Below are 16,827 nucleotides of genomic sequence, written 5' to 3' on the forward strand. Positions count from 1 at the left end.
AGACCTTAAAAAAGAAGCGTTAATGCTTCTCTTCTTAAAGATGGTCAAAAGTGTGAGGGGTTGACAGTTTCGTTCATATCAGGAGGCTCAGCACATGCCCGCGGAAAGCGAATCATCCCCCGCAGGAGCTTTCTTCTCATAAAGATATCTCGAAACTGAGTCTTCCACAATCCGGCCCTATTGTGGAATAAGGTAAGGCTGTAATGAAGAATGAACAATATCGTTTAATAGAGCCAAATAATAAAATAACCAAACGTTACGGTTAACGTTTGGCTTTCTTCTTAGGGTATATAATGATCATGCGAAACATGATATAAATAAACAAGGAAAAAAATATAAGAGCGCTGAGTCCATTGGGAACCGGTGTGTTTTTTAAAAGGATACTCAAAACCAACGGCATGGTTGCAGCATATGCTGTCATCTTCCACAACTGCTGATAAGTCAGTTTACGATCCAGCTGGTTCGTCATGAGCAGAGCCGCACCTGCAAGAGCCGATACCCCCACAAGAATTAAAAATATAATCAGCATTGGATAGAAGACAAATACCTGTACCAGATAGAGGCCGCGGGACACTTCGGTCAAGTTTGAGTCAAGACGTATAATCGTTCCGATCATATCCGGAAGGAACAGGACCGTCATTAAAATGAACAAATACATAATCGTACTTGTAATTCCCTTCCGATTTAGACGGAACATCGCTTCCTTCTTAGGTAAACGTACACTATTCCATAATGAATCAAAAAACTCCATGTTATTCTCCTGCCTTACTCTGCATACACAGCAAGTTCTTCTTCAATCTTTGTACGGATTTTATCCAGAGCTTCTTCTGACGTTTTAGCGAAAACACGCGTGCCATTTACAATAGCATAAGGTCTGACCGCGCACATGCCGCAGAAGGAAAGGCATTCGTTCATGAGTACCGCCACTTCAGGGTATTCGGACTCAATAATGTCTTCAATATCAAGCTCAGTTATTAAGTTTCCGTCACAAACTTCGACTACTACTACCCCCATGGTTAAATACTCCTTTCTGTAATGACTAAGATGATAATCCTAAAATTTCCCGTGCATAACGTTCGTCCTCTTTCATCTCTTCTACCAGTGCATCCATTCCTTTAAAATCCACCTCATCACGGAGATGACGCAGGAACTTTACAGATACAGTCTGATCGTACACATCTCCTGAAAAATCCAGCATATACGCTTCAACTTTATAAGAGTCACCATTTACCGTTGGACGGTAACCGGCACTAATTAACGTATAATAATGTTCGGGAGCTTCCCGGTGAAGTTTAACCACTCCTAGATAGACAGCCGGTTTTACTTCTACATATTCCTTAATATCTCCCAAATTCAGGGTAGGAAACCCTAGTTCACGGCCCAGCTGCTCCCCTTTTTCCACTACTCCTGTAATTTCTAAAGGACGTCCAAGCATGGATTGCACGGCTTCCATTTTTCCTTCGTGAACGAGAGATCGTATTCTTGTACTGCTGATCTTTTCCCCGTTTAATTTTAGGTGAGGCACGATTTTCACCGGTACATTTATTTCCTGACATATTTCTGCGAGCCCCTCTGCATCAGAGCCTCTTCCCTTACCGAAGCGAAATCCTTCCCCAACAAGAATGTGTGAAATATTTAATTGACTTAAATGCTCAAAGACGAATTCTTCCGGAGGAGTTTTCGCGTATTCTTTTGTAAAATGAACATGGTAGTAACGATCCACTCCGTACCCTTGAAGCAATCTTATTTTATCTTGATAAGAAGATAGAGATGAAGCATATTCAGGGTCTCCTTTTAGCACCCATTTAGGATGATCGGAAAATCCATAAACGGCAATTTGATCCTCAGAGGAAGCCAGTTTTTTCGCTTCATTCAGAAGGTATTGATGCCCCAGGTGTATTCCGTCCATTTTACCAATAATTAATACGACAGGCTCTGAGTTTTGCGGCGGCTGTGCCGTTACTTCAAATGTCTCCATCTCCATTGCTCCCCTTTAGTATAATGATTAAACCTATTAATTATATAATACCATGTCCTATTTAAGCAACACTCGCTTTCATTTGCAACTGTTCTGCACGTGGTGTTTAATAATTAGCAAGAAGCTCTTACATAGGAGGCGATCTGATGATTGAGAAAGCGAGACATTTTGCTGCAGAAGCCCACAAAGGGCAAAAGCGAAAAAATTCAAATACGGATTACATCGTTCACCCTGAACGAGTGGCAGAATCATTGCTAAAGGCAGGGTTCAGACCAGAAGTAGTATGCGCAGGATATCTTCATGACGTAGCAGAAGACACGCCTTACACACTACAAGACATTGAAAAAGAATTTGGAGAAGATGTTAAAGCATTAGTAGCTGCTCACACAGAAGATAAGAGCAAATCCTGGAACGAACGTAAAAGCCACACGATCCAATCTGTTAAAGAAGGTTCGATGGAGATTAAAGCATTAATAGTCGCCGACAAATTGGATAATCTTCAATCATTGATTCAGGATCTCGAGGTATATGGGGATAAAATTTGGAGTAACTTTAACGCTGATTATCAACACCAGAAGTGGTATTATCAATCTATATCAGACATGATGGCTGACGGATTAAAAGAGGAAGATGTCCCGGCTTTTTTTTATAACTACCGGCAACTAGTTAAACAAACGTTTGATTAACCCAAAGGGAAGGCTCGGAGTGTCTCCAGCCTTCCCTTGATTTATAACATAACAGGACGATAATAGCTGTCAATGATCTCTTCATCAGAATGAGGAATTTCTTCTCCTCTTACAATCTGGGCATTATTTATACAGCCGCTGGTAAGAAGAATAATGTCGTTTTCCTTACCGAGTTCCAGAGATCTTTTCACTCCTTCAGCACGGGTCTGCGCTGTATGAATATAAGGAGCTTCAGGTTCTTTAAAACCAGTCATTACCTGGTCGATGATAACCTTGGGATGGTGGTAACCTGGATGATCAACAGTTACAACCACTTGATCGGCTTTTCCTTCAATCGCGGCAGCCATTTTGGGCATCTTATTAAAGTCACGAATTCCAATGCCGGCTATCATAACAATCAACTGGCGATAGTCCAGTTTCTTTACTTCTTCCAACAACCTTTCCAGAGCGACCGGGGTATGAGCATAATCCAAAATAACTTTTTGGTTGTGCGGAGTCTGAATCACCTGGAACCTTCCTTCTGGTCCCTCAAGCTTTGGAAGAACGTTTAATACTTCACCCAGCGTAAACCCAAGCAGCAGGGATGTCCCAATAGCCGACAGTACATTTGCGACATTATAGGTTCCATACACAGGTACATAAACCTTATTTGTAGTTCCATTGAAAGATAAATCAAAAATTGAGCCTTCTTCTGTCACTTCAATATTTTCTGCTTTAAGGTCAGCCTCACTATTTGATTGAATACTGTAGGTAATCATGTTTTCATCCTGGAGTTTTAAGAGATCTTCTCCCATTCCATCATCATCTATATTAACCACTTTATGAACGGATTGATGGAAAAGCCTCATCTTGCACTCTCTATAGTGATCAATGGTTTTATGATACTCAAGATGTTCTTCGGAAAAATTAGTGTGAATGGCTACATCAAACGTGATTCCTTCTACACGCTGTTGATCAAGAGCAATGGATGATACTTCCATAACTGCCGCATGGTCGCCTTCCTCAACTAAATCACGAAAAATATGATGCAAATCTAAAGATTCAGGAGTAGTAGGAGTACTCTTTTTATAAACGAATCTTCTTTGCGACGACCAAATTCCTGTTGTTCCAATCGATCCCGTTTTCATGCCTAGAAGTGTTAATAGTGAACGCACATAGGCCGTTACTGTAGTCTTGCCATTTGTACCTGTTACCCCAATCGTCGTTAGACGTTCATCTGACTGGCCGAAGAAAAATTTTGAAAAAGAAGCCATGGCTTCTCTAACGTCTTCCACCACAATAAATGTACAATGAGGGTAAGTTTGACTAAGCTCAAAAAATAACGATTCGTTCACGCCAATAATAAGTGATGCGCCATTTTGAACCGCTTCTGCTACGTACTGATCTCCATTAAAACTCTCTCCTTTGATACTGAAGAAAGCAAAATTCCTCTCTACTCGTTTAGAGTGAAAGGCCAGATGTACCACTTCCTGGTAATCAGGACCGTACATGCGCTTTATATTCAAATGTTTGAATTGATCAAAATGTATTATCATAGTTGTTTCCTCACTCATAATATAATAGTTAGCGTCGTCAGATTCGCGTTAAAATATGTATGTTTTCTCTATTTGATTAACGGAAATAAACCCATCATCTTCCGGGCTTCAATACCCCCGCACCCATACTAGATTAATTAAACCTTTTCCCTTATTTTAACGCAGCCAAACGCTTTTGACTTCTAATAAATGAAAACCAGTCACAACGCCCAGGTAATTCCCAAATAAACCCACCTCAGGTCATCCATATTATGGATGACCTGAGGGGGGTTTATTTTCCTTATTTGCTTTTTGCTGCGGAGGTTTTCAGTAAGGGGGAAATGAGAGCCGTCGTCCTATGACTGATAAAATTCACTTGATTTAACTCAGTTGGAAAAAGAAGTGCATAGCACAGCTATCCAGTCCATCAAACAACTTAATGGTACTTCTCTTTATGATTGCGGCTGCACTTCCTTTTCCTCTTCTTTAACAAATGATGTTTTATTTGTCTTATTCATTAAGACTGTTAAGCTGATAAGGGTAACAAGAATCGTAGCCCCCATATCTGATAAGATAGCTACCCATAGTGTGAGCCATCCTGGAATCGTCAGGAGTAACGCGACAAGCTTCAATCCTAAAGCAAGAGTAATGTTAAGCTTAACAACTCGATTCACTTGCTTGGCAATTCTTATAGAACTTGGCAGTTTACCCAGGTGGTCCTGCATAAGGACAATATCAGCTGTCTCAATCGCACTATCGGTTCCTTTCCCCATAGCAATGCCGAGATCCGCTGTAGCCAAAGCGGGTGCATCGTTAATTCCGTCACCTACCATAGCAAGCCTGGTACCTTTACTTAGTCTTTTTACTTGTTCTACTTTCTGCTCAGGAAGTAAACCAGCATATACATCGGTTAACCCAATTTCACCAGCTACTTTTTCCGCTGTTTTTTCATGATCTCCAGTAAGCATAATCGTATGCTTAATTCCTGCCAAATGCAGGTCGTTAATCAGGGACTTACTTTCATCTCTTATCTCGTCCGCGATCCCTAATATCCCAAGAATCTCCTCTTCACTTGAAACAATGACCAGCGTGTATCCTGCCTCTTTTAATGACTCAATATCCTTTTGCTGTTCGTTGGATAAATTCAAGTGAGGAATCGTCTGTTCGCTGCCCATATAATAAGAGGTGTCATCAATTTCAGCGTAAATTCCCTTCCCTGGTAACGCTTCTACTTTTGAAGGCTCTTTTAATGCTGAGATCTTCGTGTTAACTTCAGCCATTACTGCTTTGGCAATAGGATGGGATGAATTCCTTTCAATAGAACCAGCTATTGAATAAAAGCGTTCAGCATCATATATTCTCGCTGTCTGAACGGTAGGTTCTCCTTTAGTCAATGTGCCTGTTTTATCAAAAGCAATGCTTTCTATTTTACCCAGCTGCTCTAAAAATACGCCGCCTTTAACCAATATCCCATTGCGGGCGTTTTTTGTAATTCCGGACACGATAGCAATCGGGGAAGATAAAATGAGCGCGCACGGGCAGCCAACAATTAACACCGCAAGCCCCTGATAAAGTGCTGCCCCCCATTCCATACTGAATAACAAAGGCGGAAGGACCATAACCAGAAGGGAAATCAGCATGATCGCCGGGGTATAGTACTTAGCAAAACGATTAATAAACAATTCGGTTGGTGTTTTCATTTCCTGTGCTTCTTCGACTAAATGTAATATTTTCGCTAAGGAGGAATCCTCATAAGCTCTGGTTATTTTCACTTTTAGAAGGCCTTCGTTATTAATGCTGCCTCCATACAGGTTTTCCCCCGACGCCTTTTCGACCGGCAGTGATTCGCCGGTAATAGCCGATTCATTCACGGAACTGAACCCTTCTATCACGATCCCATCGGACGGGATCTTTTCACCAGCTTTTACGAGTACTACATCATTCTCTTGCAGTGATTCGATCGGTACAACTCTTTCGGATCCATTCTCAAGTATCAGAGTGGCCTGTTTAGGAGCTACTTTTAGCAGCTGCTCCATTGAATTCCTTGCTTTTTCCATACCGAGACCTTCCAAGTATTCATTTAAACCGAATAGGATCGCTACAATTGTGGCTTCACGCCATTCTCCAATAGCTACGGCTCCTACCAATGCAATTGTCATTAACGTATCAATATTGAACTTCAACTTAACTAAATTTTTGGCACCTTTAATAAATGTCTGATAACCACTGAGAGCCATGGCAGCTACGTACATCATAATTAACACATAACCTGAAACATGACTTTGCAATAAAAACGTGAGTCCAAAAATTACGCTTGAAAGAAAAACCAGCATCTTCATATTGGAACCGTGAGAGTGATTGTGACCGTTCTCTCCATGCTCGTTCATTTCTACAAGCGAGGCTCCATCTGATTTTAATATTTGACGCACTTTATTTAAGTTTACTTGTTCATGGACCACAAGTTTACTTGAATTAAATTTCAGCTGTGCAGCGTCCCCGTGATCTAACTTTTTAATTTCGCTTTCCATTTCGGCTGCACAATTTGCACAGGACAGCCCCTGGAGTTTGTATTCCTTCATTCTTTCCCTCTCCTTTAGTGATGTAGAGCGTGATTGATCGTTTGCTGTAGGACATTGATGACATGCTCATCATCATGAGAGTAAAATAGTGTTGTTCCTGCTCTTCTGTATTTAACTAAACGCAAGTTCTTCAAAAATCTCAGCTGATGTGAAACGGTTGACTGTCTCAACTCTAAATTATCTGCAATTTGGTTGACGGACATCTCCTGTTCGCATAGAAGATGTAAGATTCGTATGCGTGTCGGGTCAGATAAAGCTTTAAACGTTTGGGAAACGACGAACAGCGTCTCCTCATCCAGCCCTTCTACTTCTTCCTTTTTCTTTTGATCTTCTTTCTTCGGTTCATTATCCATATGACTCTACACCATCCTTATATGCACATATATTCATATATACATCTATCGTATGCAGGAATGTGTTTCTTGTCAACCATGTTCTGCCCATGTTTATTCCACATTTTTATTGGGAATTATTCTTTTAGCGCATGATGCTGCGTTAAATAAAAACTTTTACAAACGTTTCTTATATTAAAGGAGGATTTTTGTATGGCTAAGAAAGTATTAATGGTGCTTACTAATCATGATAAAATCACTGATGAAACACCTACAGGCGTATGGCTTTCCGAATTCGGAGAGGCTTACAATGAATTTAAACAGCACGGTTATGAAGTAACTGTAGCAAGCCCTAACGGTGGAGTCGTCCCTGTAGATCCAAACAGTGTGAGCGAAGATGAGCCTCAGGAAATTTTAGATACAAAACCTCACCTGGAAAGCACAGCACCAATCGCTGATTTCTCAGCTGAACAATTTGACGCTGTTTTCTTACCAGGCGGACATGGAACTATGTTCGATTTTCCTGATAATGAAACTCTTCAAAAACTGCTTCGTAACTTCTACGAAGCTGATAAATATGTAGCGGCCGTCTGTCACGGTCCTGCCGGACTTACAGGAGCTACTTTATCTAATGGAGAACCACTGGTTAAAGGCAAACGCGTCAGTGCCTTCACGGACTCCGAAGAAGCTGAAACAACTCTTGATCAGTACATGCCTTTCCTATTGGAAAGTAAATTGAATGAACTAGGAGCCACAGTTTCTTCAGGACCTAACTGGAGTACTCATTATGAAGTAGACGGTTACTTGATTACCGGTCAAAACCCTCAGTCTACTGAGGCTGTCGCGAAAGAACTTGTTAAACAACTGGGTTAATAGTAGAGGAAGGCTGATATCCGAGCAGGATGTCAGCCTTCTTTATGTAGGGAACCCCCTCGGAAAGGGCTCTCCAAAAGTTACAGGTATTATTTATGGTGAGGTCGGCCGCAGTTTCAGTCGAAAAGTCTGCAAACAAACAGAATATAGATAATGAACAAGAGTACAGCTAAAACCAGTACAACGACAAGTACGGTAACGGCCGGAGGACCACGTTCGAATAAAGCAGCTGCTGCTAATCCAGCATAGAGTCTCATCTCCTGCTACTATTCTATGTCGCAGAAAGGTTCTATCTTGTACAATTCAGTTAGTGGAATAAGAATGCTGGGATCTTGCAGCAGAAAAAGGGCCATATGGTAGAATAATTCGTACCCAGAAGGAGGTCTTGGATGAAGAAAAAATTAGATCACATCGGCATTGCCGTTCGCAATATAGAAGACAGTATCGAATTTCATACGAATGAATTGGGCGGAACGTTAATCGACCGCTACCGAAGCGAAGCAGAAGGCGTGGAAAGCGAAATTGCCATCATTGATATCGATGGTGACAGGACTGAACTTCTCATGCCTACTAATAATACAACTTCTCCTATTGCCAGGTTTATTAAGCAGAAAGGAAAAGGCGTTCATCATGTGGCCTATCATGTAGGAGATCTTGATCAAGCTTTGAAAGAACTTGAAACGAAAGGTATCCGCACACTAGAATGGTCACTTCGAACAAATAAGCATGGAAGGCGTTTAATTTATTTAAACCCAGCCGATACAGAAGGAACTATCATTGAGTATTGTGATTATCCAGAATTAAAATCTTAGGATCAGCACCTTATTAAACATGGACCAGTCTAACATTTTCTATATTCATTGAAATTTCCATTTATTATCATAAGGGTGAAAACAGGAAGTTTAACAGGGAATCCACGTTGTCACCCTGTCGCCTTGTCTTAACATGATAAAAAGACCAAATCACATCGTGATTTGGTCTTTTTATCGTCAAGTTGTAATATACGTCCTCTCTAGTGAGAGTGAACGGCGTATTCTGAGGATCGTCATTCATTCTAGTTCATAATCTCTATTGCTTCTGATAGATCATAGTCAGCAGGATCAAGCTCAGTTTCCTGACCTAGAGCAAGTTTGGCAAGTTCAGCGCCGAGAAATGGACCGGAAGTTAATCCAGAGGCCCCGAGACCGTTAGCTGCCAGCAGTCCGGGATGCTCTGGTACATAACCAAACACCGGAAGAAACCCAGGCGTGAACGGCCGGAAGCCTACACGTGTCTCAAGAAGGGAGCTGTAATATAAGCCAGGTGCGTAGCTGAGTGTTTGGTCGAAGATTTCATGAATGGCTCCCGCAGTCGTCCGATAGTCAAATTCCGTGTCATCTTCATGTGTGGATCCAGCGATAATTCTACCTCCGCCGAAAGCTAACAAATACTTATTGGTGGGAGGCATAACTACAGGCCACTCACTTGTGTCTTTCTCCGGTAGTTTCAAATGGACAATTTGCGCCTTTTGGAAGGTAACCTTAAAATCAATACCTAAAGGAGTAAACAACTCTTTCGCCCATGCTCCTGCTGTCACGATCACTTGATCGGCAGCATAGAACTGACTATCTACCTGGACGCCTCTGGTATCTTCCTTTTTATATACAAGAGAAGCTTCTCCTTTAACAAGAACAGCCCCATGCTTCTTGGCTGCATTAAGCAGAGCATCTCTCATTAAGCGCCCATCCACTCGGGCTCCCCCACTTACATGCACCGCCCCATACTTCTCTGAAAGTACCGGAAAAAGCTTGTACGTTTCCGCAGGGGAAAGCTGGGTTACTTCTCCGATCTCAGGCGCATCATCTCTACGTTTTAATACTCTTTCTACCATCTTATCCAGCTTATCTTTATCGGTATGCAAACTGATAGCTCCGACTCTCTTGTATCCTGTTTCTGCTTCTCCATCGTCCAGCAGCGATTGCACTAAGTCCGGATAATAATTAGCGCCTCCTCTAACAAGCTGATACCACTTTTTATTTCGACGCTGGGAAAGCCACGGGCAAACAATACCCGCAGCCGCTTCTGTGGCCTGCCCCTGATCCTCTCGGTCTATGATAGTCACCTCAGCCCCCGTTTTCGCTAAGTGATATGCCGTTGAAGCACCAAGAATCCCTGCACCTACTACAATATATCTAGTCACATCTAACACCCTGTTTCCTCTTAGATTCACTAATCAGTTATTTTACAACAGATGAGGGGGTCTCTCAAACGGTACCAGACAGATCAACTCTCTTTCTTCAAGTCGGGCAGCTCTATGACGTGATCCGTTATCTGTAACTTGCGAATAGGCAGCATTTATTTTGACTTTCAACTATGCTCGCAATCTTCACAAAGATAGCGGCAACATTTGGCAGTTATCATTGGAGAGAGCCTTTGCAGTTCTAAAAAATAGATCACATTCATTTTCTATTGTCTCAAACCAGCTGGCCTGCTCCATCTGACTCTCTGCTTTATCCACTCTAAGCCCCTGTTTATTTCACAACTAAGTACTTAAGTCTCTATAAAATAAACTCTACTTCCCACTGATCATTTACGTAGAGACCAATAACCTCTGCCTGATAGCCCCATGACTGGACAAGCTCTACCGATTGCTTAATCTGATTTACTTTTTCTTCCCTGGGAACAGGGTTACCTGCACAGTCATGGTGACCGACCACTGCAATAATGTCAGATCCGTGTTTTTCACAGGAAATTCCCACTTTAGCTTGCATGGCTTCTAAATTGTCCGGCGAACCCTCAAGTAAATAACGAGTCGGTCCTGCTTCTGTAATCATATCTACGTATTCAGCATCGTACTTCTCCTGCATCCAATGGATGACCGGCAGCTGGACTCTTCCATCCATGCAATTAATGGCTGTCACAAATTCTCTTTTGCTCATAACATTACCTCCTGATATTTATGTTCTATCTAATAGTTTATCAAATCTAGCAGTAAATTGATGATCCTTTTTTAAAAGTATAGAACAGGCTGGCTACATTAAGGCCAGCTATCCTAATCAAACGTTTTATAATAGTCATTATAACTGCTTACGAAGGTAATCGGCCAGTCCCATAGCGCAGACTTCAAAGTCTAAGCGCAGTAATTCGAAAACTGGATGGTCTTCCGTAATGTTTTTTCCATTTAAATATTCCACAATGCGTCTATGGAGCCGCTCTTCAATACCTGCGATCCCTTCGTTCTCGATCCATGCTGTACGCGCTTCCTCCACAAAAATCGGAATCCATTCAATGACTTCATCAAAAGCTTCTTCAGGATTTTCAGTTTTACCAAAGTGACCAAAGAACAGCCGCTTCGGGTTCATTGCGCGAAATCGCTCAATCGATTGCTTCATCGCTTCCGGGTCGAATTGATTCGGTGATGTAGTAGGCAGAAAAAAAGTTAAGCCAGTATGCTCAGTTTGATGATAGCGGATGCCTGCAGTATCTCCGGTAAAAATCCCCTGGCTTGCTGAATCAAAGATTCCTAAGTGGTGCTTCGCGTGTCCAGGAGTATCATAAAAAGTTAAGCGGCGGTTCTCATCAATATCCAGTGTCTCTCCATCCGATTTCGTAAGTATTTTTTCTTCAGGAACAGGAAGAATGGGGTCGAACAGCTGATCAAATTTATCTCCATATACAGCCCGGGCGCCCGCAATCAGCTTGGAAGGATTAACTAAGTGCCGCTTTCCCCTTTCGTGCACAATAACTTTAGCATTTGGGCATTCCTGAAGGAGCAAGCCTGCCCCACCTGCATGATCCAGATGGATGTGAGTTAAAATAATATACTCCACCTGTTCAGCGGCGAGGGATAAATCCTTCAAGCCTTCAAGAATTCTTGGTACAGAAGGGCTGGGGCCCGTTTCTACTAAAGTAAGCTTCTCTGCCTTTAAGACATATGTACCTGTACGGCCTTCAAACCCTAAGTCAAACCCATCAATTAAATAGATATCGTTTCCTAGTTCTATCGGTGCTTTCTTGTCCAATGCCTCCACCTCACCTTTCCTTTTTCTACATTTTACTAAAATATGGATAGAAAAACATCATGGCTGCTGGATGTTTGTCACAAATTTTTCATGGGTGAATATCATGGTTTTGTGAGGAGTTGATTAACAGTGACAGACGAAAGGAATATGTACCAGCAGCCGTCTCACATGAAACCTACTGAAAGCCAGTGCGAACAACACAAGGATTACCACGTTATGGTTACGCTTGAGGACGGGAGCACAGTGGATGGAATTATCATTGATGTGAGAAATGATAAGATCACGATGCTGATCAGTGAAGATGTTATGGTAGATGAAAAAGTTGAAGCTAAAAGCTCAAGTTCGAACGATCGTCAATTCGGTTATGGTCGAAGAAGAGCTCGTCGTTTCCGGCGGTCTGTACTACCCATTGCAGGATTAACTGCCCTTGCCCTTTTTCCTTACTTTACTCCTTATCCTTACTATCAGTATCCATATTATCCGTACTACTATTAATCGTGAACCAAGCGGCAGTCAGGGAATCTCTCCAAGTCTCCTCCCTGGTTTCCGGAAAATTAAACCACCTCAGGCCATCCATTTTCTGGATGACCTGAGGTGGGATTTTTTTGCTTCATCTTGCTTTTATCCGAAGATGCTTTTTTCGATTTGTTTCATTTCATAGAAGTAGCCTTGCTTATGCATCAATTCATTGTAAGTTCCTTTTTCCACAATCGTACCTTCATCCATCACAATAATCTGATCCATAAGTTCAAGACCTGTAAGACGGTGACTAACCAGGATCAGAGTATCCCTTTCCGCTTGCTTAAACAAACGTTCATAAATTTTCCGTTCAGTTAGAGCATCTATAGAAGAAGTAGGTTCATCCAGTACCCAGAGTTGTTCCCCTTTCAGCATCGCCCGCGCAATTGCCAGGCGCTGTTTCTCTCCACCAGAGAGATTTTCTCCCTTTTCAAATACAGGGTAGTCCAACTGGAAAGAGCCAAGCTCTACGTCACGGAGTACGTCCAGCATTTGCTCATCCGTAAGGTCATCTTTAGCCAATTGCAGGTTCTCCCGAACAGTACCAAAAAAGAAGTGATTTTCCTGTAGAACGACATTGCTCCTGTTCCAAATACTCTCTTCATCAATGTGCTCCATTGGATGGTCATTCAACCAGATCTCCCCTTGATCAGAGGTATGAATTTTTAAGAGCAACTGCAGTAAAGTTGATTTCCCTGACCCACTCGGACCGACGAGAGCAGTCTTGGAACCGGCTGGAATTTTTAAATTTACTTGCTGCAAAGTCTGCCGCTCTTCCTCAGGAAAACGAAAATCTACTCCGCTCAATTCAAATCCGTATGACTCCCCGCCTTCCAGATGCAGCCTGCCTTTATCCTCAATCATTTCATCGCCTATGGAAAACAGTCGTCCGGAAGCACGTTTACTGTCTTCTAAGTGACTGGGAAGGACGGCCATGGGAGTAGCATTTTCAAATACCGTCAGCGAAATCATCACAAGCATCGCTAAAAACAAGCCATTTAAATCGCCCCTGGCAACCAAATAAGCACCCAGTCCCAATACCACCCATGAGACTAGTAAAGACACGAGCGTATTAACAGAATGGCTGAAGATTCTCTGCATACCCTCCCGCTCCTGTTCTCTAATATAAGAAGCAGAGGATTCATGCAGCCGTTCTTCTTTATCCTCCAATTGCTGATAGATTTTCAAATCACGGAATCCATAAAGAAATTCCGTTATATCTATCGATAACTCTCCTCGCGATTCCCTTACTCTATTCTCAATCGTTCTCTGCCGTAATGAAAATAAATAGGGAACAAACACTCCTGTAAGGACCAGCCCAAGAAGCAGTACGATCGCAATGGATGTAGAAAAGATGGATGTAAACACTATCGTACTTAAAAAGATAACCACGAGAACTACCGGAGGATAATAGACCCTGAGGAAAAAATTCTGCAGACTTTCCACATCTCCCACAATCCGAGCCAGCAGATCACCACTCCTGTATTTTTGAAAAACACGCGGAGCATAAGGCTCCAGTTTCTCAAAAAAGGCCACCCTAATATTACTTAACATCGTGAAAGTCGCGCGATGAGAATAGTAACGCTCCGCATAACGTCCCAAAGCCCTTGCAAACCCGAATAATTTTAAGAAGGCAATTAGGACCGTGAGGGCGTATAGCGGCGGGATAAGAGCGGCTCGCGAAATCAAATAGCCACTTGAGGCAAAAAGCCCGACAGCCGACATTCCAGCTAGAAAACCAAACAAAATCGATAACAAAACATCTTTTTTCTCCAATGCCACAAGCTTAATCATTTGGCTTATGTCTTTCATGCTGGCGTTCCTCCTTGCTGAAGCCGGACCATTTCCCGATATTCCGGATGCCTCTCCATTAATACTTCATGAGGGCCTAAAGCAGCCAGATTCCCTTGATCTAAGAACAGGATCTGGTCGGCATTTTTGATCGTATGAAGACGATGCGCTACTGTAATAACGGTTGACGTTTTAGAGAGCTCCTTCATAGATTCCTGCAAGATGCGCTCCGTCTTTAAATCGAGTCCTGTGGTGGGCTCATCAAAAAGGATGACAGACGGACGTTTTAGAAAAGCTCGCGCTATCGCAAGTCTCTGTTTTTCACCACCTGAAAGTCCGCGGCCTGCCTCTCCAACAGGAGTATCATAGCCTCGCTCCAGAGATTCAATAAGCTCTGCAATTCCCGCTCTCTGAGCAGCAGCTTTAATGTCGTTCATTGAGTGATTACCACGACCGCCAATCGCAATATTTTCAGCAATGGTTCCCGAGAATAAATAAGGATGCTGTGAAATATAACTGACTTCCTTGAACCATTCGTGCTCCTGGTAAAAGGAAAGAGCTTCCCCATTTACTTTCACTCTCCCTTCTGAAGGCTGGATCAACCCAGCTACCACATGGAGCAATGTAGATTTACCAGAGCCGCTTCTCCCGACGATCGCAGTTTGTGAATAAGCGGGAATCATTGCCTGAATATTTTCCAGTGCAAATAACCCCTCTTCTTTTCCATAGCTGAATTGCACGTTATCAAGTTCTAAAGATGGAGGCTTAGACCCTGCAGATAGTTTTCCTTCTCCCCACTCTACATAAGATTCGGTTTCATTCAGCTCCTCTGCCAGCTGATTGGCAGCACCCGAACTTCCACGTCCTGTATGAAAAGCACTGCCGAAATCTTTAAGAGTTAAGTAAAATTCAGGGGCTAATACCAAAATGAAAAAAGCAGAGAAAAACGGAATGCTTTCATATACCACCAAACGAATGGCAATTTCCAGTGCAATCAGACCAATACTGAGCATGGATATAAACTCAAGCATAAGCGATGAAATGAAGGCTACCTTCAAAACGCCCATGGTAGCATCACGAAAGCCAAGGCTGCTCTTTTCTATTTCATCTTTCTGCTTCTGAGCTCTTCCAAATAGCTTTAACGTTGTTAAGCCTTGAAGTATATCTAGAAACTTACCAGAGAAAGCGGAAAGTTTCTCCATTTGTTCTTCTGACTTTTTCTTCGTCATTACTCCGACAATTGCCATAAAAAAAGGAATAAACGGAGCGGTAATCAGCATAATGAGTCCGGAATAAATGTGCTGCGTAAACACAACAATGAGAATCATAAGCGGGATTACAGCCGTCTGAATCATTTGAGGTACGTAATTACTAAAATAGCCGTCTATTTCGTCTACTGAATCCATAAGAACACTTACTTTACGACCCGACTGCCCTTTCAAAGAAGCCTGAATAGGATTTCTTGAAAATTTTTGTATGATAGCCTGACGGTAATGACTCTTTGCACGAGCTGCCATTTTCACACCGGTACGACCATGAAGCCATGTAAACCCTGCCCGTCCAGCCAGAACAAATAAAAGTCCAGCGAGAAGCGGAACAATGTCCTGAAACGATTGCTGATCTAAAAAGACACGGTCCACAATGGCTACAAAAAAGTAAGCCTGGCCTATGATCGTTCCACCAATGATAAGAGAAATGATGAACAGAGCCAGAATCACTTTTCTTTGACCAAAGGCTAATTTGCTCAAATGTTTCATCTATATAAACTCCTAACTGAAGCTATTTGTGAATTAATTCACACATTAATTTCATTATAATGCATCCTGCTCCAAACTTCTAAGGATACAACTGATGAATTTATGACAATTTCTATTCATTTTTTCCTTATCATTCCCGTCGCATACCATCTCTTTGAAAGTCCTGCACTAACCTTCATAATCGAGGCACTTAAAGAAATCTCTGATTTCCTTTCTGCTTTTTAAAGCAATTATCTTTTTATCAGGACTCATGCTTTGAAAAGCCTCAAGCCTCTTTTTCATTTTTTTCTTCCGAGAATAATAGGTGGCAACAATGAACTTAATAAATTCAAAATCAAGTTTCTCTTCACACCCTTCCCCCATGTCTGAACGCGTTTTTCCGCGATGGAGCCACCACCTTTTAATCACACGGTAGAGACAAAGAAGAAGCGGGAGCTCCAGGTAAATAATTGTATCTGCATGGGAAGCCCTCAGGTCGTAGGTCGAACTATAATTCCCTTCAATAATCCAGGAGTCCTTTCCCACCACTTCCTCCTGCTTGCTTTTGAACTCTGGCAAGCCTGCTTCAATCCAGCCTGGTTTCCAGTAAAAAGCATCTAGATGATAAACCCTTATATTTAGCTTGTCTCCCAACTGTCTGGCAAAGGTGGATTTTCCTGCTCCTGCAGATATTCCCATTACCATAATCCGTTCCAATCCTTTCCCCTCCGTTCACGAATCGAAAAGTTTTCTAACGACGCCATTCCTGCTCCAGGATGGCGTATAGAAGCGACTCTCTCCAGGAATTCAACATTCCC

At 42.3% G+C, this 16,827-nt stretch carries 16 protein-coding genes; 4 read left to right on the top strand and 12 right to left on the bottom strand.

Translation table 11 applies throughout. The features are described from left to right. Positions 1–262: 262 nt before the first annotated feature. From ACTWP7_RS19630 to ribF, 3 genes are read right to left on the bottom strand one after another with little or no spacing between them, the layout of a single operon-like run. Positions 263–751 (bottom strand): DUF1189 family protein, encoded by a 489-nt coding sequence (locus ACTWP7_RS19630; RefSeq protein WP_443124638.1) that lies wholly within the window; start codon positions 749–751, stop codon positions 263–265. 14 nt (positions 752–765) lie between these two features. Continuing rightward, positions 766–1,014 carry a DUF1450 domain-containing protein gene (locus tag ACTWP7_RS19635; RefSeq protein WP_443124639.1) on the bottom strand — a complete coding sequence of 83 codons (249 nt, stop codon included), beginning with the start codon at positions 1,012–1,014 and terminating at the stop codon, positions 766–768. Between the two features lie 25 nt (positions 1,015–1,039). Continuing rightward, positions 1,040–1,978 carry a riboflavin biosynthesis protein RibF gene (gene ribF, locus ACTWP7_RS19640; protein WP_443124640.1) on the bottom strand — a complete coding sequence of 313 codons (939 nt, stop codon included), beginning with the start codon at positions 1,976–1,978 and terminating at the stop codon, positions 1,040–1,042. A gap of 146 nt (positions 1,979–2,124) precedes the next feature. On the opposite strand from ribF, the gene ACTWP7_RS19645 reads away from it, so the two are divergent. Then, on the top strand, positions 2,125–2,664 hold the full coding sequence (locus tag ACTWP7_RS19645; protein WP_443124641.1) for an HD domain-containing protein: 540 nt from the start codon (positions 2,125–2,127) through the stop codon (positions 2,662–2,664). A 41-nt stretch (positions 2,665–2,705) separates the two neighbouring features. On the opposite strand, the gene ACTWP7_RS19650 is transcribed toward ACTWP7_RS19645, so the two are convergent. The 3 genes from ACTWP7_RS19650 to ACTWP7_RS19660 form a co-directional block, all read right to left on the bottom strand. Then, positions 2,706–4,199 (bottom strand): UDP-N-acetylmuramoyl-L-alanyl-D-glutamate--2,6-diaminopimelate ligase, encoded by a 1,494-nt coding sequence (locus ACTWP7_RS19650; protein ID WP_443124642.1) that lies wholly within the window; start codon positions 4,197–4,199, stop codon positions 2,706–2,708. Positions 4,200–4,630: 431 nt separating this feature from the next. After that, positions 4,631–6,757 (bottom strand): heavy metal translocating P-type ATPase, encoded by a 2,127-nt coding sequence (locus ACTWP7_RS19655; protein ID WP_443124643.1) that lies wholly within the window; start codon positions 6,755–6,757, stop codon positions 4,631–4,633. A 14-nt stretch (positions 6,758–6,771) separates the two neighbouring features. After that, a complete protein-coding gene (locus ACTWP7_RS19660) occupies positions 6,772–7,110 on the bottom strand; it encodes an ArsR/SmtB family transcription factor (RefSeq protein ID WP_443124644.1) in 339 nt (112 codons plus the stop codon). Between the two features lie 192 nt (positions 7,111–7,302). Here ACTWP7_RS19660 and ACTWP7_RS19665 point away from each other — a divergent pair, with 192 nt between their 5' ends. Together ACTWP7_RS19665 and ACTWP7_RS19670 are read left to right on the top strand one after the other, a co-directional pair. After that, complete coding sequence (locus ACTWP7_RS19665; protein ID WP_014641488.1) at positions 7,303–7,962, top strand: type 1 glutamine amidotransferase domain-containing protein; 660 nt, start codon at positions 7,303–7,305, stop codon at positions 7,960–7,962. A gap of 389 nt (positions 7,963–8,351) precedes the next feature. Next, the gene (locus tag ACTWP7_RS19670; RefSeq protein WP_014641487.1) at positions 8,352–8,774 is read left to right on the top strand and encodes a VOC family protein; all 423 of its coding nucleotides are present in this window, start codon (positions 8,352–8,354) and stop codon (positions 8,772–8,774) included. Positions 8,775–9,016: 242 nt separating this feature from the next. On the opposite strand, the gene ACTWP7_RS19675 is transcribed toward ACTWP7_RS19670, so the two are convergent. From ACTWP7_RS19675 to ACTWP7_RS19685, 3 genes are all read right to left on the bottom strand, one after another. Continuing rightward, the gene (locus ACTWP7_RS19675) at positions 9,017–10,141 is read right to left on the bottom strand and encodes an NAD(P)/FAD-dependent oxidoreductase (protein WP_443124645.1); all 1,125 of its coding nucleotides are present in this window, start codon (positions 10,139–10,141) and stop codon (positions 9,017–9,019) included. A 358-nt stretch (positions 10,142–10,499) separates the two neighbouring features. Further along, entirely contained in the window at positions 10,500–10,880 is a 381-nt protein-coding gene (locus ACTWP7_RS19680; RefSeq protein ID WP_014641485.1) for a carbonic anhydrase, read from the bottom strand. A 138-nt stretch (positions 10,881–11,018) separates the two neighbouring features. After that, entirely contained in the window at positions 11,019–11,963 is a 945-nt protein-coding gene (locus tag ACTWP7_RS19685) for an MBL fold metallo-hydrolase (RefSeq protein ID WP_443124646.1), read from the bottom strand. Between the two features lie 129 nt (positions 11,964–12,092). Here ACTWP7_RS19685 and ACTWP7_RS19690 point away from each other — a divergent pair, with 129 nt between their 5' ends. Next, positions 12,093–12,458, top strand: coding sequence for a hypothetical protein (locus tag ACTWP7_RS19690; protein ID WP_443124647.1), 366 nt, complete (start codon positions 12,093–12,095; stop codon positions 12,456–12,458). A 126-nt stretch (positions 12,459–12,584) separates the two neighbouring features. On the opposite strand, the gene cydC is transcribed toward ACTWP7_RS19690, so the two are convergent. The 3 genes from cydC to ACTWP7_RS19705 form a co-directional block, all read right to left on the bottom strand. Further along, positions 12,585–14,294 (bottom strand): thiol reductant ABC exporter subunit CydC, encoded by a 1,710-nt coding sequence (cydC, locus tag ACTWP7_RS19695; RefSeq protein WP_443124648.1) that lies wholly within the window; start codon positions 14,292–14,294, stop codon positions 12,585–12,587. Then, on the bottom strand, positions 14,291–16,030 hold the full coding sequence (gene cydD, locus ACTWP7_RS19700) for a thiol reductant ABC exporter subunit CydD (protein WP_443124649.1): 1,740 nt from the start codon (positions 16,028–16,030) through the stop codon (positions 14,291–14,293). The genes cydC and cydD overlap by 4 nt, the downstream gene beginning before the upstream one ends. Before the next feature lie 168 nt (positions 16,031–16,198). After that, positions 16,199–16,726 (bottom strand): topology modulation protein, encoded by a 528-nt coding sequence (locus tag ACTWP7_RS19705; RefSeq protein WP_443124650.1) that lies wholly within the window; start codon positions 16,724–16,726, stop codon positions 16,199–16,201. Positions 16,727–16,827: the final 101 nt, after the last annotated feature.

This window comes from Halobacillus sp. B29 (assembly GCF_052246755.1).
In the GTDB taxonomy this organism is placed as follows: Bacteria; Bacillota; Bacilli; order Bacillales; family Halobacillaceae; genus Halobacillus; species Halobacillus halophilus.